This window comes from Burkholderia sp. MR1-5-21 (assembly GCF_053427715.1).
The window spans coordinates 240153-263197 of the sequence record NZ_JBSAXD010000001.1; the positions used below are offsets into that span (position 1 = coordinate 240153).

20 protein-coding genes are annotated in these 23045 nt (G+C 69.2%); 12 read left to right on the plus strand and 8 right to left on the minus strand.

The features are described from left to right. Positions 1 to 53: 53 nt before the first annotated feature. From ACV229_RS00955 to ACV229_RS00965, 3 genes are read right to left on the minus strand one after another with little or no spacing between them, the layout of a single operon-like run. Positions 54 to 1304: a c-type cytochrome gene (locus ACV229_RS00955; RefSeq protein WP_448081238.1), complete on the minus strand. Its 1251-nt coding sequence runs from the start codon at positions 1302 to 1304 to the stop codon at positions 54 to 56. Next, a complete protein-coding gene (locus tag ACV229_RS00960) occupies positions 1301 to 2002 on the minus strand; it encodes a (2Fe-2S)-binding protein (RefSeq protein WP_448081239.1) in 702 nt (233 codons plus the stop codon). Before ACV229_RS00960 ends, ACV229_RS00955 begins: the two co-directional genes overlap by 4 nt. Further along, complete coding sequence (locus ACV229_RS00965; protein WP_448081240.1) at positions 1999 to 4878, minus strand: xanthine dehydrogenase family protein molybdopterin-binding subunit; 2880 nt, start codon at positions 4876 to 4878, stop codon at positions 1999 to 2001. The genes ACV229_RS00960 and ACV229_RS00965 overlap by 4 nt, the downstream gene beginning before the upstream one ends. Before the next feature lie 465 nt (positions 4879 to 5343). Between ACV229_RS00965 and ACV229_RS00970 the strand changes: the two genes are divergently transcribed. Both ACV229_RS00970 and ACV229_RS00975 read left to right on the plus strand, forming a co-directional pair. After that, positions 5344 to 6891 (plus strand): diguanylate cyclase domain-containing protein, encoded by a 1548-nt coding sequence (locus ACV229_RS00970; protein WP_448081241.1) that lies wholly within the window; start codon positions 5344 to 5346, stop codon positions 6889 to 6891. 285 nt (positions 6892 to 7176) lie between these two features. Beyond that, on the plus strand, positions 7177 to 7449 hold the full coding sequence (locus tag ACV229_RS00975; RefSeq protein WP_448081242.1) for a hypothetical protein: 273 nt from the start codon (positions 7177 to 7179) through the stop codon (positions 7447 to 7449). Positions 7450 to 7537: 88 nt separating this feature from the next. Here ACV229_RS00975 and ACV229_RS00980 read toward each other — a convergent pair whose 3' ends face one another. Continuing rightward, positions 7538 to 7672, minus strand: coding sequence for a hypothetical protein (locus ACV229_RS00980; protein WP_448081243.1), 135 nt, complete (start codon positions 7670 to 7672; stop codon positions 7538 to 7540). 99 nt (positions 7673 to 7771) lie between these two features. On the opposite strand from ACV229_RS00980, the gene ACV229_RS00985 reads away from it, so the two are divergent. The 7 genes from ACV229_RS00985 to ACV229_RS01015 all read left to right on the plus strand — a co-directional run bounded on the left by ACV229_RS00985 (position 7772) and on the right by ACV229_RS01015 (position 16054). Further along, the gene (locus ACV229_RS00985; protein ID WP_448081244.1) at positions 7772 to 8797 is read left to right on the plus strand and encodes a succinylglutamate desuccinylase/aspartoacylase family protein; all 1026 of its coding nucleotides are present in this window, start codon (positions 7772 to 7774) and stop codon (positions 8795 to 8797) included. A 367-nt stretch (positions 8798 to 9164) separates the two neighbouring features. After that, the gene (locus tag ACV229_RS00990; protein ID WP_448081555.1) at positions 9165 to 9719 is read left to right on the plus strand and encodes a GNAT family N-acetyltransferase; all 555 of its coding nucleotides are present in this window, start codon (positions 9165 to 9167) and stop codon (positions 9717 to 9719) included. A 61-nt stretch (positions 9720 to 9780) separates the two neighbouring features. After that, positions 9781 to 10722: an ABC transporter substrate-binding protein gene (locus tag ACV229_RS00995; RefSeq protein WP_448081245.1), complete on the plus strand. Its 942-nt coding sequence runs from the start codon at positions 9781 to 9783 to the stop codon at positions 10720 to 10722. A gap of 56 nt (positions 10723 to 10778) precedes the next feature. Next, positions 10779 to 11816, plus strand: a complete 1038-nt coding sequence (locus ACV229_RS01000) for an LLM class flavin-dependent oxidoreductase (protein ID WP_448081246.1) — start codon at positions 10779 to 10781, stop codon at positions 11814 to 11816. A 27-nt stretch (positions 11817 to 11843) separates the two neighbouring features. Further along, positions 11844 to 13193 (plus strand): LLM class flavin-dependent oxidoreductase, encoded by a 1350-nt coding sequence (locus tag ACV229_RS01005; protein ID WP_448081247.1) that lies wholly within the window; start codon positions 11844 to 11846, stop codon positions 13191 to 13193. Between the two features lie 79 nt (positions 13194 to 13272). Then, complete coding sequence (locus ACV229_RS01010; RefSeq protein WP_448081248.1) at positions 13273 to 15072, plus strand: ABC transporter permease subunit; 1800 nt, start codon at positions 13273 to 13275, stop codon at positions 15070 to 15072. A gap of 49 nt (positions 15073 to 15121) precedes the next feature. After that, positions 15122 to 16054, plus strand: coding sequence for an ABC transporter substrate-binding protein (locus ACV229_RS01015; RefSeq protein ID WP_448081249.1), 933 nt, complete (start codon positions 15122 to 15124; stop codon positions 16052 to 16054). A gap of 104 nt (positions 16055 to 16158) precedes the next feature. Here the strand turns inward: ACV229_RS01015 and hpaI are convergent, their stop codons facing one another. The 3 genes from hpaI to ACV229_RS01030 all read right to left on the minus strand — a co-directional run bounded on the left by hpaI (position 16159) and on the right by ACV229_RS01030 (position 19895). Then, complete coding sequence (gene hpaI / locus ACV229_RS01020) at positions 16159 to 16935, minus strand: 4-hydroxy-2-oxoheptanedioate aldolase (RefSeq protein WP_448081556.1); 777 nt, start codon at positions 16933 to 16935, stop codon at positions 16159 to 16161. Next, a complete protein-coding gene (locus ACV229_RS01025; protein ID WP_448081250.1) occupies positions 16922 to 18265 on the minus strand; it encodes an MFS transporter in 1344 nt (447 codons plus the stop codon). Before ACV229_RS01025 ends, hpaI begins: the two co-directional genes overlap by 14 nt. Before the next feature lie 82 nt (positions 18266 to 18347). Then, positions 18348 to 19895 carry a UxaA family hydrolase gene (locus ACV229_RS01030; RefSeq protein ID WP_448081251.1) on the minus strand — a complete coding sequence of 516 codons (1548 nt, stop codon included), beginning with the start codon at positions 19893 to 19895 and terminating at the stop codon, positions 18348 to 18350. Positions 19896 to 20096: 201 nt separating this feature from the next. On the opposite strand from ACV229_RS01030, the gene ACV229_RS01035 reads away from it, so the two are divergent. The 3 genes from ACV229_RS01035 to ACV229_RS01045 all read left to right on the plus strand — a co-directional run bounded on the left by ACV229_RS01035 (position 20097) and on the right by ACV229_RS01045 (position 22640). After that, positions 20097 to 21137: a LacI family DNA-binding transcriptional regulator gene (locus ACV229_RS01035; protein WP_448081252.1), complete on the plus strand. Its 1041-nt coding sequence runs from the start codon at positions 20097 to 20099 to the stop codon at positions 21135 to 21137. A 157-nt stretch (positions 21138 to 21294) separates the two neighbouring features. After that, positions 21295 to 22212 (plus strand): alpha/beta hydrolase family protein, encoded by a 918-nt coding sequence (locus ACV229_RS01040; protein ID WP_448081253.1) that lies wholly within the window; start codon positions 21295 to 21297, stop codon positions 22210 to 22212. Then, entirely contained in the window at positions 22209 to 22640 is a 432-nt protein-coding gene (locus ACV229_RS01045; RefSeq protein WP_448081254.1) for a MarR family winged helix-turn-helix transcriptional regulator, read from the plus strand. Before ACV229_RS01040 ends, ACV229_RS01045 begins: the two co-directional genes overlap by 4 nt. Positions 22641 to 22738: 98 nt before the next feature. Here the strand turns inward: ACV229_RS01045 and ACV229_RS01050 are convergent, their stop codons facing one another. Next, positions 22739 to 22966 carry a hypothetical protein gene (locus tag ACV229_RS01050; RefSeq protein WP_448081255.1) on the minus strand — a complete coding sequence of 76 codons (228 nt, stop codon included), beginning with the start codon at positions 22964 to 22966 and terminating at the stop codon, positions 22739 to 22741. Between the last annotated feature and the right edge of the window lie 79 nt (positions 22967 to 23045).

A 23045-nucleotide genomic window follows, 5' to 3' on the forward strand; every position in this document is an offset into this window, starting at 1 on the left:
CGCGAACGCCGGAAACCGGACGCATCGCGCCGCGGCGCCCCGCCCTCTCCGCGTCAGCGCATCGCCTTCACGTCGGCCGGCGTGACGCTGGCCGGCTGCCCGCCCCACGTCGCGCGCAGGTAGTTCGCGAGTTGCGCGAGTTCGTCGTCGCTCAACGTGCCGGCAAAGCCCGGCATCGACTGCATGTTTTCGACGCCGGCGAACTTCTGCTCGTCGATGCCGTCGAGCATCGCGACGAGCAGGTTGCGCGGATCGCCCTGTCGCACCGTCGAGTTGCCGTTCATCGGCACCGCGACGTGCGGCTTGCCGTCGCCGTTCAGTCCGTGACAGCCCGCGCAGACCGCGAGATACACCGAGTGGCCCGCGGCGAGCTGCGCGGCGTCGGCCGACACCGGCTTCACCGGTTGCGGCGCCGGCGGCGTGTCGCCGAGCAGGTACACGGACAGCCCGCGCAGGTCGTCCTTCGTCAGGTACTGCGTGCTCAGGTGCACGACCGGGTACATCTCGCCGAACGCGGAGCCTTGCGGCGCGATGCCGACGCTGAAGAACGTCTGCAGGTCCGCCCCCGTCCAGCCGCGCGCGGCGAGGCCCGTCGGCGTGATGTCCGGCGCGGCCACGCGGCCGAGCGCTGCGCCCGCGAACGGCTTCCCGCCGTCGAGCTGGCCCGTGAAGCTGCGCGGCGTATGGCATTCCGCGCAGTGGCCGAGCGCGTTCGCGACATAGCGGCCGCGCTGCCAGTCGGCGGACTGGCCGGTCGACGCATCGGGCAGGCTGTCCTTCAGGAAGAACAGGTCCCAGATCGCCATGCCGAACCGCAGGTTGTACGGGAACTGCAGCTCGTGCGGATGGTTTTCCTGCGCGACCGGCTTCACCGACATCAGGTACGCGTACATCGCGTCCGTATCGGCGCGCGTGAGCTGCCGGTACGACGTGTACGGCATCGACGGATACAGTCGCTTGCCGGGCGCCTTGCCGTCGTGCAGCGCGGCGTAGAAGTCATCCGCGCTCCAGCCGCCGATTCCGTGATCCTTGTCCGGCGTGATGTTCGAACCGTAGAACGTGCCGTACGGCGAATCGAGCTTCGCGCCGCCGGCGAACGGCGCGCCGTCCTTCGCGGTGTGGCACGCCGCGCAGTCGGCGGCCTTGACGAGATAGCGGCCGCGCGCAACCTGGTCGGCCGCCGGCGCGGCTGCCGTGGTGGGCGCGTCGTGGCCGCCGCAGGCGGCGAGCGCCAGTGCGCAGGCGGCTGCCAGCGCGGGCATGCGCACGGCGTGCGCGACTCGATGGGCGAATGTGCGTGTCATGCGGCGTCCTTCACGAGTCCCGGCGTCGTCATCACGACGTCCTTCACCGCTTCGTAGTAGCCCACGTAGCCCGTGCAGCGGCAGAGGTGCGCATCGAGCGCTTCGGTGATCGTGCGTTCGACGTCGGCCTTCGCGACCGGCTCGCGCTTCAGCCGCTCGATCAGCACCGTGGCCGCGTTGACGAAGCCCGGCGTGCAGTAGCCGCACTGGAAGCTGAAATGCTCGAGAAACTTCTGCTGGATCGGCGACAGCTCGACCACTTCGCCCGCATCGTTGCGCTTCGCATGGCCTTCGACCGTGCGGATCGAGCGGCCGTGGAAGAAGTGCGCGCCGGTGATGCAGGTGCGCACTTCCTCGCTCGTGCCGTCCGGCTTGTCGAGGATCACGACGCACGCGTGGCAGATGCCCTGTCCGCAGCCGAGCCGCGAGCCGGTCAGGCCCGCGTACTCGTGCAGGAACTCGATCATCATCAGCCCTTCGGGCACCTGCATCGGGCCGACGGACTTGCCGTTGATGGTGACGGACAGCGGCTTCGGCTGGAACCGGACGAGCGGACGCTCGACGGGCGCCGACACGGATGCCGGCGCCGATGCCGGTGCGGCGGCGGACGCCGGGACCGGCGCGCTGGCGCCGCCTGCGGACGCGGCGGCCGGAGCGACGGCGCTGGCGGCCGACGCGGCGGTTTGGGCGGTCGTCATGCGAGCACCTCCTGAATCTTTTGCGGGGTCACCGGCAAGTCGGTGAAACGATGGCCGATCGCGTGCGCGATGCCGTTCACGATCGCGCCGACGACCGGGATCATCACCACTTCGGCGACGCCCTTCGGCGGATCGGTTTCGGACAGCGGCGGCAGCACTTCGCCGGTCTGCGTCCACACGGCGACGTCGGACGCGCGCGGCAGCGTATAGCGGTTGAAGTTCCACGTACCGTTGCCGGGGCCGTCTTCGTACAGCGGCAGGTATTCGTGCAGCGCGTGGCCGATGCCCATCGCGAGGCCGCCCTGCAACTGGCCCGACACGAGCTGCGGCGAGATCTGGTTGCCGCACTCCATGATCGAGTGGTGCGTGAGCAGCTCGACCTTGCCGGTCGCCTCATGGACGGCCAGCTCGACGAGCGTGCCGACCGCCGTGTAGTACGTGACGGCCGCGTTGTTGCGGCTCGTCGGCGGGATGAACACGCGCTTGCGGTCCAGCACGCGGTAGCCGTTCGCGGTCGGCGGCAGCGTGCCGCGGATCGCGGTCGCGCCGGCCGGCGCAGCGGTGCCCGGCACCGGCCCGTTCGCGTCGCCCGTCTTCGGCGCGCCGATGCGCAGCGACAGCCCGTCGATCGGCAGGCGCTCGGTGACGCCGCCGATCTCGAACTCGGCGTCGGTCCACTGCCAGCGGTTGAATACGTGCACGACGGCGCCGGTCGGCAGGCCGAGCGCATACGCCTGCTTCGCGAGCTGCTCGAACGTCAGCGGCTCGAGGCCGTCGGCGGTCAGCTTGCCGTCGACCCAGCGCGCATCCTCGACGCGGATCGTGTACGGCGCGGCCTGGCCGCCGCCGAGGCCGCGGGTCCAGATCGACATCGCCGCGGGCCACAGCCCGTAGCGGAACACCGCGCGCGCGGCTTCGCGCGTGCTGTGCGTGAAGTAGTACGCGGAGTTCGTCGCGCTCGACGGCGACGCGTAGCCCGGCGACCAGCGCGGGTTCGCGCTCAGCTTGTCCTGGTCGGCCTGCGACATCAGGTACGGATCGCCGCTCGTCTCGACCGGCAGGTCCGGCCAGTCGGTCAGCGCGACGCGCACGTCGGTCGCCGGGCGGCCGAGCCATTTCGCGACCGCGATGGCCTGCGACGTCGACATCCCGGTGCCGATCTCGGCGGCCGTGTGATGCAGCGTGACGTTGCCGTTCTCGTCGAATTCGACCTTCGCGAACGACGCTTCCGCGCCGGTGCCGAAATCCTTCTGCACGCACGCGAAGCCGACGCCGTAGCGCTTGCCCGGATGCGCGGCTTCGAACTCGGCCTTGCGCGCGGCGCGGCGCGTCCACAGCGGATGCTGCTTCGCGCGTTCGAGCACGTCGTCGACGCGCAGCGCGCCGGCGGGAATCGCACCCTGCGTATTCTTCATGCCCGAGCGCAGCGCGTTCTTCAGGCGGAACTCGATCGGGTCGAGTTGCAGCTGCGCGGCGATCTCGTCGATCGCCATCTCGGTCGCGGCCATGCTCTGCAGCGTGCCGTAGCCGCGCGCGGAGCCGGCGTCGATCGCGCGCGACGCGATCGCGACTGCCGCGAGATCGCTCTTCGGGAAGTAATAGATCGATTGCGCGGCCGTCGCGCCGACCATCGCGACCGACGGCGAGAAGTTCATGCGGCCGCCGCCGTTCGCCTCGAAGTCGCCCTTGAACGATTGCAGCATGCCGGTATTGCGGTCGACCGCGATCCGGTAGTGCATCTTGAACGCGTGACGCTTCAGCGACGTCTGGAACTGCTCGAAGCGGTCGTTCGCGAAACGCACCGGGCGGCCGTCCGCGTACAGCGCGCAGACGAGCCCGTAGAACGGCACGTTGAAGTGGTCCTTCGACCCGTAGCCGACCGTGTAGCACGGATGCACGAACAGCTTCTTCACCGGGAAGCGGCACTTGGCGACCATCGCCGCGGCGTTTTCCGCGACTTCGAGCGGCGACTGTGTCGGCACGACGAGGTGCATCGACTGCGTCGCGGCGTCGTACCAGCAGTTCGCGTTGTCGGGCTCGAGCGCGGACGTGTCGACCGACTGCGTGTTGTATTCGCGGTCGAACACGAGCCAGTCGGCCGACGGATGGTCGATCTCGTCGGCAATCTGCGCCGCATGGAACATCCCCTGCTCGTCGAGCTTGCCGTGCTCCTTGCCGTCCGGCCACACCGGCTGGTGCTTGCGCATCATGCTCGGGAAGATCGGCGCGTCCTTCAGGCTCGAATAGACGTCGTCGTCGTAGGCGGTCTTGCCGCCGACGCGCACGAAGCGGAACGTGCCCCACGGGTCGCGCTCGAGCGGGCCGGTGACCGCGCCGTAGCGGATCACGTCGTCGCGGAACTTCAGCAGGTTCTTCGCGAAGCGGAAGCGCGCGAAGTCGTGATAGATCAGGATCGCCACCGCATGGCCGAGATACGCGGGCGTCTTGCCGGCGGGCAGCAGCATGTCGTCGCCGTAGAACGCCGGGAACGCGACGCCGTCGCGCGCGAGGTCGTCGGCGGTGACGATGCGGTCGGGCTTCAGGTCGTCGCCGAGCAGCGCCAGGTCGAAGCCTTCATAGGTGCGGTCGGCCTGCGTCGCGCGCAGGATCAGCGCATGCGACTGCTGTTGCGGCCAGTGCGGCATGTCGGCCGCGCGCACGTCGCGGGCGAAGACTTTCGCGCCCGTGACCTTGGCAATGCCGTCGATGCGGAAACGCGGGATGCCTGTAACGCTATCCCACTTGACCGGTGTAAGGAGTTTTTCTTCGAAGAGTGCTGCGAATGCGCGGCTGCCGAGGGGCGCGACGTAGACTGCGACGCCCGCCAGCACGCTGGCTTTCAGAAAACCTCGCCGTGACAGGCCGTGGTTTTTCATGGGGGGACCTCCTGGTGCGGCTCGCGACGGCGAGCGGATGTCGCGGCCTTCGGAGCGGCGCGCATTCTGGCATCCTTTGCCGTATGGTGGCTATAGCGTTTCTCGCATGTATTACTTATTGGAATGCATATAACGCGATGCGCACGGGTGCGCGGCGGCATCCGTGCAGCCCTGCTCGCCGCGAATGGCGCGCGGGCGGACGGCCGACACCGGCCGATCATGTGTTTCCGGCATGGCGCGATGTGCGCCGGCGACACGTCCGCACGCAATCCCTCGACGAGCGATCCTGCCTGTACGGCAACGAACGCGCAACACGCGTTCACCCTGACGGTCCGCGCGCGGCGTCTATTGTCCGACCAGCCGGCGATGAATCATGGTAATGTCATGCGCATCCGGCCCACCGGTTTCGCCTGCAACGACCCGATGCGGGCGCCGCCAGCGGTCATCGTGTCGAGGTCATCGATCATGGCAGTCAGGGCGTCTCTCCTGCACTCCGTTCTCGCCACCCCTCCTTCCGGCAATCACCGCGTGACGGCGGCGCTGCGCCCGTCCCTGCTCTCCACGCTGTTCGAAGACATCCGGCCGATGTTCCTGTCGGGCCTCGCGAGCTGTTTCGTCGCCGCAGTTGCGCTGGTGCGGCTGCAGCAGACCTGGTGCCTGCTGTGGCTGATCGCCGATCTCGGCCTGCTCGCGGCACGGCTGGCGATTGCGCGCGCCTATGTCGTGCACCGCGATGCCGGCGACCCGCGCACCGAATACTGGGCGATGCACTACGCGCCGGTATCGCTCGTCGCATGCTTGCTGCTCGGCCTCGGCACGATGGGCTGCGTGCAGGCCGTCGACGTCGAGCTCGGCACGCTGTCGGTGATGGTCGCGGGCGGCGTGTTCGGCGGGATCGGGTCGCGCAATGCCGCGCTGCCGCGTCTCGCGATGACGCAGATCACGGTCGGCGTGGTGCCGATCGGCGTCGGCGCGCTGCTTGCCCCGCGCAGCGGCGCGTGGCTGCTGCTGCCGCCGGTCGCGATCTACCTCGTCGCGATGCGCACGGTCGTGCAGCGCCACTACAAGGTGCTGGTTGCGCTGATGGCCACGCGGCAACGCAATGCCGAACTCGTCGCGCGCTTCGACGCCGCGCTCACGCACATGCCGCATGGCCTCTGCATGGTCGACGGCCAGAATCGCGTGATCGTCGCGAACCGGCGTACCGCGCAACTGTTCGGCTCGCCGCGCGAGATCATGCTGAACACACCGTTCCCGGACGTCGTCGCGGCGCTCGGCACAGGCCTGACTACGGAGCCGGACGACAGCGAGCTTGCCGCGAAGTGCCGCGGCTGGCTGTTCCGCGAACCGGCGCCGTTCGAGATCACGCTCGCCGACGGGCGGCAGCTCGAGATGACGCGTCACCAGGTGCCGGACGGCAGCGCGGTGATCATCGTCGAGGACGTCACCGATCGCCGCCGCGCGGAAAGGCACATCCGCCACCTCGCGCGGCACGATGCGCTGACGGGCCTGCCGAACCGGCACGAGCTCCACGCGGAACTGAAGCGCATGCTCGCGCGGCGCACGCGGCGGCACGGGATGGGGCTCGCCGTGATGTATCTGGATCTCGACGGCTTCAAGGCGATCAACGACCGCTTCGGCCATCACGCGGGCGACGACGTGCTGACCCAGGTCGCCGCGCGGCTCATGAAGACGCTGCCGCCCGGCGAACTCGCGGCACGCATCGGCGGCGACGAGTTCGTCGTCGCGATCGACGACACGACGATGGACGCGTGCTCGGCCCTCGCCGAGCGGATCATCGAGCAGATCTCGGTGCCGTACGTGCTCGCGATCGGCCAAACGGTGAGCCTCGGGATCAGCATCGGGATCGCGCTCGACGGCAACGGCGACACGCCCGAGGATCTGATCCGGCAGGCCGACAGCGCGCTGTACGACGCGAAGACGTCCGGCAAGGGCATCTACCGCTTCTATTCGAACGGCAGCCGGAGCGTCGCGCCGGTCGCCGCCGGTTGAGCGCGGCGCGGAACGGAACGCGCGGCCTTCTTCTTTCCTTCCTTCCGAAATCCGGTTGCGCGTCCGGCCTTGGCCGGTTTCATCTTCGCTACATTTCATGCGCCGCACGCGCGGCGACGTCGGCCGCGTCACGTTACATGTTCCGTAACATCGGGCTGAACGGGCCGATCGGGCCGCGTAATTCGCGGCAGAACGCTGCACGATGGGCGCATCGGCGCGATATCCCAGGCTGGCATTCTTATTGCTGTTCAACGGGTAACAAAGAAAACACCCGGGGAGCGCAACATGGATACCGTCGAAGTCATCAGCCGCAACGAGCCGATCAGCGAAGGAACCGTGATCGACGGCGCGACACTGATCAGGCGTCTTACATCCTTCCGCCGTCCCGATCCGCGCGAAGCGGCGTGCGTGACGAACCCGCCGCTGACGCTGTATGGCGCGTATCGCCAGGGCGTCGAAGACTACGCCGCGCGCCGCGCGAATCCGTATCGTGCCGGCAGCCGCTTCTGGGCGGTGTGGGAGGAAGGACGTATCGAGGCTGAAACAGAAGGCCGCTGACGTTCGCGCTGGCGCGTGAGCCTGACGGGGGGAGACGGGATCTCGCGATACGTCGAGCGCGTGCCGCGTTGTCTGCGTGTGGCGTGTTTCATTCGCGCAACCAGGGCGATCGTGTGCCGGACTCCTGTAAACCGGCATCGATTCGGCCATCGCCGCGCACCGCGGCATGCGCGGATCGCGCGATGTCGTGATCGACGGTTTGCGTCCACTTGCTGCGTGTCATCACCGGTCCGGATTGCGCGCGCCGCCCACCCGCGCTGCGTCCCTCGCCGTTCATTTCCCGATAAGATGGCGCATGCCTTGCTTCCCGCTCGACGCCGCCATGACCGCCACCTCCCACGCCCGCAACCCGATCCACTGCGAAATCGACCTCGACGCACCCGGCAAGCACGCCGGCTACCTGCGCCTGCCGCATTCGGTACATCGCTCCGCGTACGGCTGGCAGCCGATTCCGATCGCGTCGATCCGCAACGGCGACGGCCCGGTCGCGCTCGTGATGGCCGGCAATCACGGCGACGAATACGAAGGCCAGATCATCGTGTCGCAACTGATCCGCGAGATCGAGCCGGAGATGGTCACAGGGCAGCTGATCCTGCTGCCGATGGCGAATTTCCCGGCGGCGGATGCGGGCCTGCGCGTGTCGCCGCTCGACGAAGGCAACCTGAACCGCAGCTTCCCCGGCGACCCGACCGGCACGCCGACGCAGACGATCGCCCACTACATCGAGCACGCGTTGCTGTCCCGCGCGCAATACCTCGTCGATCTGCACTCGGGCGGCAGCTCGCTGCTCTATCACGGCGGCAACATGCTCGCGATCGATCCGCTCGACGCCGACGAAGCCGCGCGGCTCGACGCGCTGCTGGTCGCGTTCGGTCTGCCGAACGCGTTGCTGCATGCACCGAACCCCGTGCATTCGGCGTCGGCCGCGCGCCGGCAAGGCGCGATCTCGATCGTCACGGAGCTCGGCGGCGCAGGGATGGCCGATCCGGCGATGGTCAGGCTCGGCCGCCACGGGCTGCTGCATTACCTCGGCTTCATCGGCCTGCTGCACGGCACGCTCGTGCCCGACGCGCCGCCGACCGTCACGCGCTTCATGCGCGTCGACGGCGAGCGGCACTTCGTCTATGCGTACGAGCGCGGGCTGTACGAGCCGCTCGTCGAACTGGGCGATCAGGTGCGCGCCGGGCAGCCGGCCGCATGGATCCATTTCCCGGACACGCCGCTGCGCGAACCCGTGCTGTGCCGGTTCAAAGGCGACGGCGAAGTCGTCTGCAAACGCGTTCCCGCGCAAGTGCAACGCGGCGACTGCCTGTTCCAGCTCGCTGAGCCGACTGCCGCGCCGGCCTGACGCGCGGCTGCGCTCCGGGCGGCGTATTCGGTGGCGCGTGGCGGCCACGTGCGCCCGGCCGACACGTTTGCGCGCCGTTTGCATCGCGCAGCACCCATCACACGCCCCTCATCACCCACAACACACCCCACATCGCGGCAAAGCCTTCTGACGCGTGCCGCGAAATCCTTATCGAAATTGCTTCGTTCGCCTTTGCCGGTCGCGGCAGTAACGTGTTCGAAACCGCAGCGGTCGCTTGCCAGTGCGTCAAAGCCGGCCTGCGCTGCTGCTGAATCGACAACTGCGCCGCGATAACGGACTGGAACGGACTGGCCGTCTGCCTGAGCCCGGACATGGACGTCCGCGTCGCGCGCCACTCGCGACGCCCATCGCCATGACCGACCGCATCATCGACACGACCCCGCTCGACGTCCGCGCACAGCCGCTGATCGACGCGCTGATCGACGAATACGCGACGCGCTATGACGCGTACCGCCCCGACAGCCGCGCATCGGCGCGTGACGAACTCGCGCGCTACCCGGCCGAACGGTTCGCGCCACCGGAAGGCGCGTTCGTGCTGCTGCTGCGCGATGGCGAGACGATCGGCGGCGGCGCGTTCAAGCGCTACGACGCGCAGACGGCCGAGCTGAAGCGCATCTGGACGCGCGCCGACCTGCGCCGCCAGGGCCTCGCACGGCGCGTCGTCGAGGCGCTCGAAGCGCGCGCCGCGCGGCAAGGCTTTCGCCGCGTCTACCTGACGACGGGCTTTCGCCAGCCCGAAGCGTGGGCGCTCTACGACGACACGGGCTACACGCGCCTGTTCGATCCGTCGATCGATCCCGAGCTGTATGTCCACTTGCCGTTCGGCAAGGACCTCGTCGAGCCGTCGCGCACCGCGACGCTCGCCGATCTGTGGGCGCCCGAGCCGGCGCTGCCCCGCTGAACGCGCATCGCGTTTCCCGCGACCGACACCCTTTCCCGTATCCGACAGACAGGACGCTTTCATGCAACGAGCCGCCCCCTTCGCTTCTTTCGCCCTGCGCACATTGAGCGCCGCGCTGATCGGCCTCACGGCCCTCGCCGCGACCGCCGCGACGTTCGACCTGAGTCCCGAGCAGCGCGGCCGCCCGCGCGGCGTCGCGGACCCGGCGGCCGAGCGCGCGGTGCCCGCCGCGTTCAGGTTCGCCGAACCGGACACGTTCACGATCGGCGTCGCGCCGAGCCTGCCGCCGATCAGCTCGTACGCGACCGACGCGCGCACGGTCATCGGCTTCGACGCCGACATCGGCCAGCTCGTCGCGGACAGCCTCGGCCGCAAGCTGAAGATCGTCGCGCTCGCGTGGGCCGACTGGCCGCTCGCGCTCGAATCGGGCAAGGTCGACGCGGTGATCTCGAACGTGACGGTCACCGAGGAGCGCAAGCAGAAGTTCGATTTCTCGACGTACCGCAAGGACCAGGTCGGCTTCTACGTGCGCAACGACAGCAAGATCACGGCGATCCGCGAGCCGAAGGACGTCGCGGGGCTGCGCGTCGTGACCGACGCCGGCACCAACCAGGAAAAGATCCTGCTCGCGTGGGACCGCGAGAACGTCGCGCATGGCCTCAAGCCCGTGCAGGTCCAGTACTACGACGACCAGGCGATGCGGATCGTCGCCGTGCAGTCGGGGCGTGCCGACGCGGTGTTCAGCGTGAACTCGGTGCTCGCGTACCAGAGCGCGCAACAGGGCAAGACGCGGCTCGTCGGCGCAATCAGCGGCGGCTGGCCGCGCACCGCCGACATCGCGATCACCACGCGCAAGGGCAGCGGCCTCGCCGAGCCGCTGACGCTCGCGCTGAACGGGCTCATCAGGAACGGCCGCTATCGGCAGGTGCTCGACCGCTGGAACCTCGGTTCCGAGGCGATCGACGACGCGCGCACCAACCCGCCGGGGCTGCCGAAGTCCTGATGCATCGCCGCGCTCGATCCCTTCCATCGACACCGTAAGCAGGAACGCCGCACACCATGTCTTATTCGCTTTCGTTGCTGGACAAGAGCCCGATCGCCGAAGGATCGAATGCCGCCGACGCGCTGCGCTTCACGGTCGCGCTCGCGCAGCGCGCGGAACAGCTCGGCTATCGCCGCTTCTGGGTTGCCGAGCATCACGGCGCGCCGGGCTTCGCGAGTTCCGCGCCCGAGATCGTCGTCGCGCATCTGCTCGCGCACACGTCGCGCCTGAGGATCGGCTCGGGCGGCGTGATGCTGCAGCACTACAGTCCGTTCAAGGTCGCCGAATCGTTCAAGCTGCTCGCGTCGCTCGCGCCGGGCCGCGTCGATCTCGGTGTCGGCAAGGCGCCCGGCGGGCTGCCATTGACGACCCGCGCGCTGCAATGGTTTCACGACAGGTCGAAGAAGCCCGATTTCGCCGCGCAGCTCGCGGCGCTCGACGCATTCCTCGGCTGGGGCGTCGCCGAGGACCACCCGCTCGCAGGCGCGGTCGCGTTGCCGGTGCCGCCGCAACCGCCGGAGCGGATCCTGCTCGGCGGCTCGCCGGACAGCGCCGCGCTCGCCGCGCGCCACGGCTGGCGCTTCTGCCATGCGGGGCACTTCAACGGCGACGACGCGAACCTGGAACGCTCGCTCGACGCGTATCGCGACGCGGGCGGCACGCGGCCGCTCGTCGCGCTGTACGCGGTGGCCGCACCGACGCGCGACGAGGCCGAACGGCTGATCGGCCCGCTGAAGATCTTCAAGCTGCGGCTCGCGAGCGGCCAGAGCTTCAATCTCGGCAGCGCGCAGGCGGCCGCCGAATTCGCGCGGCAAAGCGGCGCGACCGACTACCGGATCGACGAGCTGCGCCCGGCCGTGCTCGCGGATACGCCCGAGCGGGTGCACCGCGCGCTCGATGCGCTGAGCCGGCGGCTCGGCGTCGACGAGTTCGTGATCGATTCGCCGGTGACCGACTACGCGGCGCGGCTCGCGTCGGTCGAGTGGCTCGCCGGCGCGCTACCGGCCGCGCCGGCGCAAGTCGACGCTGCCGCCGAACTGCCCCCTTCCCTCTGAATTCCACGCAGCACACAGGACACGCCCATGACCCGACGATCCATCACTTTCGGCCTGATGCTGCAAGGCGCGGGCAGCCACATGAACGCGTGGCGGCATCCGAGCAACCCGCCGGACGCAAGCATCAATCTCGACTTCATCACGCGCATCGCGCGCAAGGCGGAGGACAACGGCATCGCGTTCGCGTTCGTCGCGGACGGCCTCTACATCAACGAGAAGTCGATCCCGCATTTCCTGAACCGCTTCGAGCCGCTGACGGTGCTGTCCGCGCTCGCGGCCGCGACGAAGAAGATCGGGCTCGCGGGCACGATCTCGACGTCGTACAGCGAGCCGTTCACGGTCGCGCGCCAGCTCGCGTCGCTCGACGTGATCAGCGGCGGCCGCGCGGGCTGGAACGTCGTGACGACGCCGCTCGAAGGCACCGCGAAGAATTTCGGCAAGACGCATCCCGAGCATGCGCTGCGCTACGAGATCGCCGACGAATACCTGAGCGTCGTGCAGGGGCTGTGGGACAGCTGGGACGACGACGCGTTCGTGCGCGACCGCGCGACCGGCCAGTTCTTCGCGCGCGACAAGCTGCACACGCTCGATCACGACGGCCGCTTCTTCCACGTCGCGGGGCCGCTCAACATCCAGCGCTCGCCGCAGGGGCAGCCGGTGATCTTCCAGGCCGGCTCGTCGGATGCGGGGATCGGGCTCGCCGGCAAGTACGCGGATGCCGTGTTCACGCATTCGCCGTCGCTCGACGAGACGCACGCGTTCACGCAGCGCGTGAAGCAGAGCGCGGTCGAGCACGGCCGCCGCGCCGACGACGTGAAGATCTTCCCGGGCATCGGGCCGATCGTCGGGCGCACGGCGGCCGAGGCCGAAGAGAAATACGACGCGATCCGCAACCTGCTGTCGATCGACGAGGCGCTCGCGTATCTCGGCCGCTACTTCGATCACCACGACTTCACGCAATACCCGCTCGACGCGCCGTTTCCCGAACTCGGCGACATCGGCCGCAACAGCTTCCGCTCGACCACCGACCGGATCAAGGCCGACGCGAAGCGCAAGGGGCTCACGCTGCGCGAGACCGCGCTCGCGGCCGCGACGCCGCGGCCGAACTTCATCGGCACGGCCGTGCACGTCGCGGACGAGATCATCCGCTGGATCGACGCGGGCGCGGCCGATGGCTTCATCCTCGGCTTTCCGGTGCAGGCGCAGGGCGTCGACGATTTCGTCGAACTCGTGATTCCCGAGCTCGAAGCGCGCGGCCGCTATCGCCGCGACTTGCCGGGCAGCACGCTGCGCGATCACCTGGGCCTGCCGCGCAAGGCGAGCCACCACGCAGTGGCACCCGCAGCGCGCGACGCGGCCGCCGAGGCGCACGCGTGAGCGCCGCGCCGCTGCACGGCTATTCCGCTGCTCCGCTGCCCCGCGCGGCGTATCGACCGATTCGAGGAACTGCATCGACATGAGCGACACCACCCATCTCGGCGGCGCGCTGCCGCCGCTCTCTTCCACCGACGCGCGCGACGCCGGCGCCCGCCTGCGGGTCGTGCCGGTCCGGCACCGTTCGGCCACGGCCGGCACCGTGCTCGCGGTCGTGCTGATCGCGATCGCGCTGCACTCGATCCTCGGCAACCCGCAATGGGGCTGGCCGGTGTTCGCGGAATGGTTCTTCTCGCCGCCCGTGCTGTCCGGGCTCGTGCGCACGCTGCTGCTGACCGTGCTCGGCGCGCTGTTCGGCCTCGTGCTCGGCGCGTTCGTCGCGCTCGCGCGGCTGTCGCGGTCGCGGCTGCTGGCGGCGAGCGCGTGGACGTTCGTGTGGCTGTTCCGCTCGATCCCGCTGATCGTGCTGCTGCTGATCCTGAACAATCTCGGCTACCTGTACGAGCACGTGCGGCTCGGCGTGCCGTTCACCGACATCACGTTCTTCGACGTCGCGACGACCGAGCTGATCAGCCCGTTCTTCGCGGCCGTGCTCGGCCTTACGCTGCACCACGCGGCATTCTCCGCCGAAGTGATCCGCGGCGGCATCCTCGCGGTCGACCAGGGGCAGCTCGAGGCCGCGGCGGCGCTCGGCCTGCCGCGCGGACGCCAGACGGTGCGAATCGTGCTGCCGCAGGCGATGCGCGCGATCCTGCCGACCGCGTTCAACGACCTGATCCTGCTCGCGAAGGGCACGTCGATGGTGTACGTGCTCGCGATGCCGGAGCTGTTCTACACGGTGCAGGTGATCTACCGCCGCAATCTCGAAGTGATTCCGCTGCTGATGGTCGCGACCGTCTGGTATCTGATCATCCTCACCGTGCTGTCGGCGATCCAGGTGCAGGTCGAGCGGCACTACGCCCGAGGCGCGCTGCGCAATCCGCCGCCGTCCGCCCTCACCTTCGTGCTCGCACGCGCCGGCGCGCTGTGGCGGCGGATGTCGGCACGCAGGCCACTCGGGGCACGCGGGACGCTCGCGGCGGCGGTGGCGTCGCCCGACGGCGAAGCCGTGGCACCGCGCCGAGGCGGCGAGGTGGTCGTGCATCGAATCTCGAAGCAGTTCGGCACGCAGCGCGTGCTCGACCACGTGTCGTTCGTCGCGCCGCGCGGCAGCGTGACGGTGATCGTCGGGCCGTCGGGCTCCGGCAAGTCGACGCTGCTGCGCACGATCAATCATCTCGAGCGGGTCGACGACGGTTTCATCGACATCGACGGCGAGCTGATCGGCTACCGGCGTGACGGCGACGTGCTGTACGAGCTGAAGGAACGCGACGTGCTGAAGCGCCGCACCGAGGTCGGGATGGTGTTCCAGAACTTCAACTTGTTCCCGCACCTGACCGTGCTGGAAAACCTGGTCGAGGCACCCGTCGCCGTCGGCGGCGCGACGCGCGAGGCCGCCGAACGCACCGCGCGCACGCTGCTCGCGCGCGTCGGGCTTGCCGACAAGGTCGATGCGTTTCCGCGCCAGCTGTCGGGCGGCCAGCAGCAGCGCGTCGCGATCGCACGCGCGCTCGCGTTGCGGCCGAAGGTGCTGCTGTTCGACGAGCCGACGTCGGCGCTCGATCCGGAACTCGTCAACGAAGTGCTCGACGTGATCAAGGAACTCGCGCGCTCGGGCACGACGCTCGTGATCGTCACGCACGAGATCGGCTTTGCGCGCGAGGTCGCGGACAACGTGCTGTTCATGGAGCGCGGGCGCATCGTCGAGGCGGGGCCGCCGGCCGTCGTGCTCGACTCGCCGACCCATCCGCGCACGCGCGAGTTCCTGTCGCGGGTGCTGTGATGGCCGCGTGCGCTCGCTCGATTCCTTCCGCCTTGCGAGATCCGAACCGATGATCGACCGACGCCTGTTTCTGACGGCCGCGCTCGCCACGGCCACCGGCCTGCCGTTCCGCACGGCCCTCGCCGCCGCGCCGGCGGTGGATCTCGATCCGCGCCAGGCGGGCCGCGTGCGGGCGCCGCAGGATCCGGCGGCGATCCGCGCGGCGAGCGGCTATCGCTGGGTGCGCGATGGCGCGTTCACCGTCGCGATCTCGCCGCACGCGCCACCGGTATCGACCTATGCGACGGACGCGCGCACGGTGGTCGGCGCGGATCCCGACTATGCGCAGCTTGTCGCCGATGCGCTCGGGCGCACGCTCGTGCTGGTGCCGATCGCATGGGCCGACTGGCCGCTCGGCCTGACCTCGGGCAAGTACGACGCGGTGATTTCGAACGTCGGCGTCACCGAAAAGCGCAAGGAGAAATACGATTTCACGACCTACCGGCTCGGGCTGCACGGCTTCTATGTGCGCACCGCGAGCCCGATCGCGAGGATCGCGGAGCCGAAGGATGTCGCGGGGCTGCGCATCATCACGGGCGCGGGGACGAGCCAGGAGCGGATCCTGCTCGAATGGAGCCGCCGCAACGTCGCGCAGGGGCTGAAGGCAACCGAACCGGTGTATTTCGACGACGAGGCGGCGGCCCGCGTCGCGCTGCTGTCGGGGCGCGCCGATGCCGAGCTGAACCCGAACGCGGCGCTCGCGTACGAGGCCGCGCGCGATGGCAAGATCCGGCGGGTGGGCGTCGTGAATGCCGGCTGGCCCGCGAACGCGGACGTCGCGATCGCGACGCGCCGGGGCAGCGGCCTCGTGCCCGCGCTGACGCTCGCGACCAACACGCTGATCGGCAGCGGACGCTACGGTCAGGCGCTTGCGCGGTGGGGATTGCAGAGCGAGGCCGTCGCGCGTGCGGAGACCAATCCGGCGGGGTTGCCGTCGTTCTGAGGGCGGCTTGCCGCGTCGGGACGTCCTTCGAAGATGGGGGGGCGTGCGTCGCGCGCTCCGCCGCAACGCGACGCGCTTCCGTGCGCTTCGATGTGCTGCGGCGCTCACCCCTCCCCGGCGCCGAGAAACGCGCGCGCCAGTGTGCGCGCGCCGTTCGCGAACATCAGGATGTCGACGCCGACCGCGACGAACGTGCAGCCGAGCTCGAGATAATGCCGCGCGAGCGCCGGGTCGGACGTCAACGTGCCGGCCGCCTTGCCCGATGCGACGATTGTGCGGATCGCACGATCGATCGCGGCGCGCACGTCAGGATGCGCAGGATTGCCGCGATGCCCCATCGACGCCGCGAGGTCGGCCGGGCCGATGAAGACGCCGTCGACGCCGTCCACCGCGCAGATCGCGTCCAGGTCGCCGAGCGCCGTGACGGTCTCGACCTGCACGAGCAGGCACGCTTCGTCGTCGGCGACGTCGAGATAGTCGGTGCGCGCGCTCCAGCGCGACGCGCGGCCGACCGCGCTGCCGACGCCGCGGATCCCGTGCGGCGGATAGCGGACGGCCGACACGAGCGCGCGCGCCTGCTCCGCGGTATCGACCATCGGCACGAGCAGCGTGCGCGCGCCGATGTCGAGCAGCCGCTTGATCAGCGCGGGATCGCCGGTCACGGGCCGCACGATCGGCTCCGCGCGATACGGTGCGACGGCTTGCAACTGCGCGAGGATCGTGCGCAGGTCGTTCGGCGCGTGCTCGCTGTCGATCAGCAGCCAGTCGAAGCCGGCCGTCGCACTGACTTCGGCCAGGTACGCATCGCTCATCGCGAGCCAGAAGCCGATCCGGGGCTGGCCCGCGGCAAGCGCGGCCTTGAAGCGGTTAGGTGCGTGCATCGGCGTTGTGTCGTTCATGGAAGTCGGTTTCGGAAGCGTTGCGGGGAAATGAAATCGGCTCGACCTTGCCGAGCAGGAACAGGTAATTGACGATCGCGACGCCGATCAGCGCCGCGGAAAACACGAGCGCGGGCACGAACGAGCCGGTCGCGCTGACAATCGCGCCCGTGACGATCGGCCCGACCACGCCGCCCATGTTCGAGATCATGTTCTGCAGGCCGGCGACCATCGACACGGTGTTGCCCGGTGCGACGTCGGCCGGCAGCGCCCACACCTGCGACGCCGCGACCGTCATCCCCGATTTCGCGATGCACAGCAGGAACACCGCGAGCGCCGCCGATTGCGCGAACGCGGCAAGCCCGATGCTCGACGCCATCACGAGGCCGATCACGAGGAACAGCTTGCGCGTCGCGGTCAGCGACAGCTTGCCGGATGCGTACACGCGATCCGACGCCCAGCCGGCCAGCAGTTCGACGAACATCGACACGAACAGCGGCAGCGACGCCATGAAGCCCATCTCCATCAGCCCCATCCCGCGCTCCTTGACGAGATAGGTCGGCAGCCACGTGATGAAGAAGTACGAGTTGTAGTTGATCATGAAGAAGCCGATGCACATCGCGCAGATGTTCCGGTGCGCGAGCAGGCGGTACCACGGCACGCGCGGCGCGTCCGTTTGCGCGCCCGGCTCCGGCAGGCCGTTGCGGATGTGCGCGAGCTCGGCGGGGTTCACGCGCGGATGCTGCGCGGGCGAATCGCGGAATACGGCGAGCCACACCACGAACCAGACGATCCCGAGCGCGCCCGTCACCGCGAACGTGATCCGCCAGTCGAACGTCGCGATCAGCCACGCGATCAGCGGCAGCGCGACCGCGCTGCCGAGCTTCGAGCCGCTGTCGAAGATCGCGGCGACCGTCGCGCGCTCGGCCTTCGGGAACCAGCGCGACGTGATGCCGGCATTGGCCGGATACGCGCCCGCCTCGCCGACGCCGAGCGCGACGCGCAGCGCGACGAGCGACTTGATGCCGCTCGCGAGCCCCGTGAAGGCGGTCGCGATCGACCACCACAGCACCGCGAAGCCGAGCACCTTCTTCTGGCCGAAGCGGTCCGCGAGCATCCCGGCCGGCAACTGCAGCAGCGCGTACGACCAGAAGAACGCGGACATCACGACGCCCATCTCGACGGCGCTCAGGTGGAAGGCCTTCTGGATGTGCGGCGCGGCGGCCGACAGCACGGTCCGGTCGATGTAGTTGATCGCGATCGCCGCCCACATCATGCCGGCGACGATCCAGCGCACGTTCGAACGTGCGCCGGCCTGGCGGGTGTGCTGCATGTGATGTCTCCGATGTTGTCTCGATTGCCGTGTGCGCTGTGTCCGGCACTTCGGCTGTTCGCGTTGCCTGTGTTCGCGTCCGCTAGCTGACGATCCCGAGGTGCCAGGGCACGAATTCGTGATCGCCGAGCCCGAGCAGCTCGCTCTTGGTCCGCTCGCCCGACGCGGCGCGCAGGATGTGCTCGAAGATGTCCTGCCCCATCTGCTCGATCGTCCGCTCGCCGTCGAGGATGCATCCGCAGTTGATGTCCATGTCCTCCTCGAGCCGCGCGTACATCGGCGTGTTGCTCGCGAGCTTCAGGGTGGGTGCGGGCTTCGAGCCGAACATCGAGCCGCGGCCGGTCGTGAAGCAGATCAGGTTCGCGCCGCTCGCGATCTGCCCGGTGACGGCGACCGGGTCGTAGCCCGGCGAATCCATGAACACGAACCCGGCGCGGACGATCGGCTCCGCATATTCGTAGACTGCCTGCAGCGGCGTCGTGCCGCCTTTCATCGCGGAGCCGAGCGATTTTTCGACGATGTTCGCGAGACCGCCCTGCTGGTTGCCGGGGCCGACGACGCCGTTGAACTGCCCGTTATGACCGCGCGTATAGCGCTCCCACCACGCGAGCCGGTCGAGCAGCTTCTGGCCGACCTCGGGCGACACCGCGCGGCGCGTCAGCATGAATTCGACGCCGTGGATCTCCGGCGTCTCGGACAGGATCGCCGTGCCGCCGTGGCGCACCAGCAGGTCCATCGCGGCGCCCAGCGCGGGGTTCGCGGTGATGCCCGAGAACCCGTCGGAGCCGCCGCATTCGAGGCCGATCTTCAGGTGGCTTGCCGGCACCGGCTGCCGCACGATGTCGTTCGCGGCCGGCAGCATCGCGTGGATCGCCGCGATGCCCGCGTCGATCGTCGCGCGGGTGCCGCCCGTGTCCTGCATCACGAGCGTGCGCATCAGCGTACCCGTTTCGAGGCCTTGCGACCCGATCAGGTCGGCCACCTGATTGCGCTCGCAGCCGAGCCCGACGATCAGCACGCCGGCGAGGTTCGGATGGCGCGCGTAGCCGGCGAGCGTGCGGCGCAGCACGTCGAAGTGTTCGCTCGGCGACGACATCCCGCAGCCGCTCGTCTGCGCGAATGCGACGACGCCGTCGACGTTCGGGTAGGCCGCGAGGCGCTCGGGCGTGAACCACGCGGCAATCTGCCGGATCACGGTGGACGAGCAGTTCACCGACGCGAGGATGCCGATGAAATTGCGCGTCGCGACACGTCCGTCCCGCCGCACGATGCCGGCGAACGTCGCGCGCTCGGCGGCCGGCACGTAGTCGACTGGCCGCACGTCGACGCAGAAGCCGGGATCGCTGGCGAAATCGACGAGTTCGATGTTGTGCGTGTGCACATGGTCGCCCGGCTCGATGTCGCGGGCCGCGCGGCCGATCACGGTGTCGTACTTGCGGATCGGCTCGCCGCGCGCAATGTGCGCCGCTGCGACCTTGTGGCCCGGCGGCACTTGCGCGCGGATCCGCAGCGCGACGCCGTCGAGCGTGAGCGCGTGCCCGAGCGACAGCGGCTCGCGTGCGATCAGCACGTTGTCGGCGGCATGCAGCCGGATCAGTGGGCCGGCGTCGGCCCGGTGTTGCTGCGACATCCCTGCTCCTTGTTCGTCCCGATGGTGTGCTGCGAGCACGTTGTTGGCCCGGTGGCCCGGCGCGACCGGCGGCGGACCGGCTTCACGATCCTGCCGCGCACTGGTGTTGCCGAACTATGTTACCGGTAACATTGGCGCCATCGTAGCGGTCATTTGCGATAATGGCTACCCTCCATAACCCGAATCCGATCCCGTCTTCCCGTGACCAAGTCCCAGACCTCTCCCGACACCGCGCCCGCGCGCCGCGCGCGCAAGAACTCCGGACGCGTGACGCTGAGCGACGTCGCGAAACGGGTCGGGGTCACGAAGATCACGGTGTCGCGCGCGCTGAACACGCCGGAGCTCGTGTCGGCGGACACGCGCGACCGCGTGCTGGCGGCCGTCCGCGAGACGGGCTACACGCCCGACCTCGTCGCCGGCGCGCTCGCGTCGACCCGCAGCCGCCTGATCGTCGCGCTGATCCCGACGATTGCCGGCAGCGTGTTCCAGGAAACGGTCGCCGCGCTGACCGCGGAACTCGCCGCGGCCGGCTATCAGCTGCTGATCGGCCAGAGCGGCTACGACGACGCGCGCGAGGACGCGCTGCTCGACGCGGTGATCGGCCGGCGCCCGGCCGGAATCGTGCTGACGGGCGTCGCCCATTCGGCTCAGGCGCGCGACAAGCTCCGCGCATCCGGCATTCCTGTGGTCGAAACCTGGGACCTGACGCGCCGGCCGCTCGACATGCTGGTCGGGTTCTCGCACCGGCACGTCGGCGAAGCCGCGGCGCGCTATCTGCGCGAGCGCGGCGCGCGCCGGCCGGCCGTCGTCACGCCGAGCGACCGCCGCGCGCAGGTGCGCGCTCAGGCGTTCGTCGACGCGTTCGGCGCGACGTCCGGCATTCCGGTCGTGACGGCCGAGTCGCCGGCCAATCTCGGCGACGGCCGCCGTGCGCTGGGTGAACTGCTCGAGCGTGCGCCGGACGTCGACGCGGTGTTCTGCGGCGCGGATATCCTCGCGCTGGGCGTGCTGATGGAGGCCGGCCATCGCGGGATTGCGGTGCCGCGGCAATTGCGCGTGGTCGGTTATGGCGACCAGAATTTCGCGAAGGACACGGCCCCGGCGCTGACGACGATCCGGATCGACGGCACCGGCATCGGCAAGCTGGCGGCATCGCTGCTGGTCGATCGCATCGAGCGCGGCGAATGCGAGCGGCGCGTCGTCGATGTCGGCTTCACGCTGATCGAACGCGACAGCGCATAGCGCTGTTCTCGCAATAACGGGCTCGCGCCGCGGCCGCCATGCCCGAATGCGCGCTGCGCCATTCGGGTTCGAGCCCTTCCTCGAATTCTGTTTCGCACGCGAAATAACTTCGGGGCTATATTTCGCATGCGAAATATCACGTGCGTTCGAGGCCGCCATGACTTCCAGACCCATCGAATTCGCCGCCACCGACGGCTACCTGCTGCGCGGCACGCTGTGGCTGCCGGACGCCGAACCGTCCGCGCTGGTGCTGATCCATCCGGCGACCGCCGTGCCGGAGCGGCTGTATGCCGGGTTCGCGAGCTACCTGACGGCGCGCGGTTTCGCGGCGCTGACCTACAACTATCGCGGCATCGGCACATCGCGCCCGATGCGCCTGAACCGCCTGCGCGCACGCATGCGCGACTGGGTCGATCTCGACGTCGAGGCGGCGACCGCGTGGGCGCGTCACGCGTTTGCCGGCGTGCCGCTGCTCGCGGTCGGCCACAGCGTCGGCGGCCACGCGATCGGCCTGAGCGCGGGGACGCGCCATCTGCATGCGGCGGTGCTCGTCGCGTCGCACGCGGGCAGCACGCGACTGATCGCGCGGGCGGCCGAGCGCCTGAAGGTGCGGCTGATCCTGCGCGTGCTGGGGCCGCTGACGTCCGCGCTGCTCGGCTACGTGCCGGGCAGGCGGCTCGGGCTCGGCGAGGATCTGCCGGCCGGCGTGTTCCGCGAATGGAGCCGCTGGACGACGCTGCCGCGCTACTTCTTCGACGACCCGACGCTCCGCGCCGCCGAGCGGTTCGCAACGCAGCGGCTGCCGATTCTCGCGCTCGGCTTCGACGACGACCCGTGGGCGAACCCGGTGGCGATCGACCTGCTGGTAAGCTATCTGACGCACGCGACGGTCGAGCGCCGCCAGATCGATCCGCGCGCGGCGGGCAGCGGGCCGGTCGGGCACATGGGCTTCTTCCGCAGCCGTCCGGGCACGGTGCTGTGGCCGGGCGTCGCGGACTGGCTCGCGCAGGCGCTCGACGGGCCGCGCGATGCATGCCTGTCCTCCACTTCCACTCCAGCCGGGACTCGAGCTTGAGCGACCAACGACGACTGTTTTTCCTGTTGAACATCGGCCAGCGGCGCGTGCAGCGCTGGGTCGACCGCAAGGCCGAGACCGATGCGCGCGCGAGCGCCGCGCAGGCCGGCGTGCTCTTCTATCTCGTGAAGCAGGACGGCGCATTGATCGGCGAGGTCGGCGCGGCGCTGCAGCTCGCGCCATCCGCGATGACGGGCCTCGCGGACCGGATGGCGAAAGCCGGCCTCCTCACGCGTCACGCCGATTCTGACGACGGGCGCGCGACCCGGCTGTTCCTGACCGATGAAGGCCGCACCGCGCTGAAGAAGGCGCGCGTGCTGCTGCGGGAACTGAACGAGAAGCTGTGCGACGGGTTTTCCGATGAGGAGCTGGACGTCGTCGCACGCTGGCTTGGCGCGCTGCAAAGGCGTTTTCCGGCCGAGCGGTGAGCGGACCACCGGCGTGGAGATGACACGCGCATGACGCGATCGGCATCGCGTCACGCAAACGACGCGCTCACACGATCGGTACAAGGCGCGAATCGAATTCAATTCGCTTTTCGTTTCGATTTTTTCGTGCTTGCGATAGCGCCTTTTTTCGCGCCGATTTTCCGCAAATTTTTCTGATTGACGGCGCGCGATCCGGCAACGCTTGCCGACTTCGCACAGTTACAAAAAATTGCCTGCTGATCGGCGTTTTGTTCGCCTACATTGCAAACCGCTTCGACGTATTCGTCGTATCGACAAGACTTGGGGGACGCCCGCGCGATGGCCATGACGCGCGGGTCCGAAAAGGAACGAGAATCAACAGGAGTCTTAACCGATGCGCTGGCGGACCCAGCGAAGGCGGATTGC

Excerpts from the sequence above, each read along its gene's own strand:
- ACV229_RS01015 (WP_448081249.1), top strand. The coding sequence starts at position 15,122 with ATGATCGACCGACGCCTGTTTCTGACGGCCGCGCTCGCCACGGCCACC.
- hpaI (WP_448081556.1), bottom strand. The coding sequence starts at position 16,935 with ATGCACGCACCTAACCGCTTCAAGGCCGCGCTTGCCGCGGGCCAGCCC.
- ACV229_RS01000 (WP_448081246.1), top strand. The coding sequence starts at position 10,779 with ATGTCTTATTCGCTTTCGTTGCTGGACAAGAGCCCGATCGCCGAAGGA.
- ACV229_RS00980 (WP_448081243.1), bottom strand. The coding sequence starts at position 7,672 with ATGACACGCAGCAAGTGGACGCAAACCGTCGATCACGACATCGCGCGA.
- ACV229_RS00970 (WP_448081241.1), top strand. The coding sequence starts at position 5,344 with ATGGCAGTCAGGGCGTCTCTCCTGCACTCCGTTCTCGCCACCCCTCCT.
- ACV229_RS00985 (WP_448081244.1), top strand. The coding sequence starts at position 7,772 with ATGACCGCCACCTCCCACGCCCGCAACCCGATCCACTGCGAAATCGAC.
- ACV229_RS00955 (WP_448081238.1), bottom strand. The coding sequence starts at position 1,304 with ATGACACGCACATTCGCCCATCGAGTCGCGCACGCCGTGCGCATGCCC.
- ACV229_RS00995 (WP_448081245.1), top strand. The coding sequence starts at position 9,781 with ATGCAACGAGCCGCCCCCTTCGCTTCTTTCGCCCTGCGCACATTGAGC.
- ACV229_RS01025 (WP_448081250.1), bottom strand. The coding sequence starts at position 18,265 with ATGCAGCACACCCGCCAGGCCGGCGCACGTTCGAACGTGCGCTGGATC.
- ACV229_RS01050 (WP_448081255.1), bottom strand. The coding sequence starts at position 22,966 with ATGGCCATCGCGCGGGCGTCCCCCAAGTCTTGTCGATACGACGAATAC.
- ACV229_RS00975 (WP_448081242.1), top strand. The coding sequence starts at position 7,177 with ATGGATACCGTCGAAGTCATCAGCCGCAACGAGCCGATCAGCGAAGGA.
- ACV229_RS01005 (WP_448081247.1), top strand. The coding sequence starts at position 11,844 with ATGACCCGACGATCCATCACTTTCGGCCTGATGCTGCAAGGCGCGGGC.
- ACV229_RS00960 (WP_448081239.1), bottom strand. The coding sequence starts at position 2,002 with ATGACGACCGCCCAAACCGCCGCGTCGGCCGCCAGCGCCGTCGCTCCG.
- ACV229_RS00965 (WP_448081240.1), bottom strand. The coding sequence starts at position 4,878 with ATGAAAAACCACGGCCTGTCACGGCGAGGTTTTCTGAAAGCCAGCGTG.
- ACV229_RS01010 (WP_448081248.1), top strand. The coding sequence starts at position 13,273 with ATGAGCGACACCACCCATCTCGGCGGCGCGCTGCCGCCGCTCTCTTCC.
- ACV229_RS01030 (WP_448081251.1), bottom strand. The coding sequence starts at position 19,895 with ATGTCGCAGCAACACCGGGCCGACGCCGGCCCACTGATCCGGCTGCAT.
- ACV229_RS01040 (WP_448081253.1), top strand. The coding sequence starts at position 21,295 with ATGACTTCCAGACCCATCGAATTCGCCGCCACCGACGGCTACCTGCTG.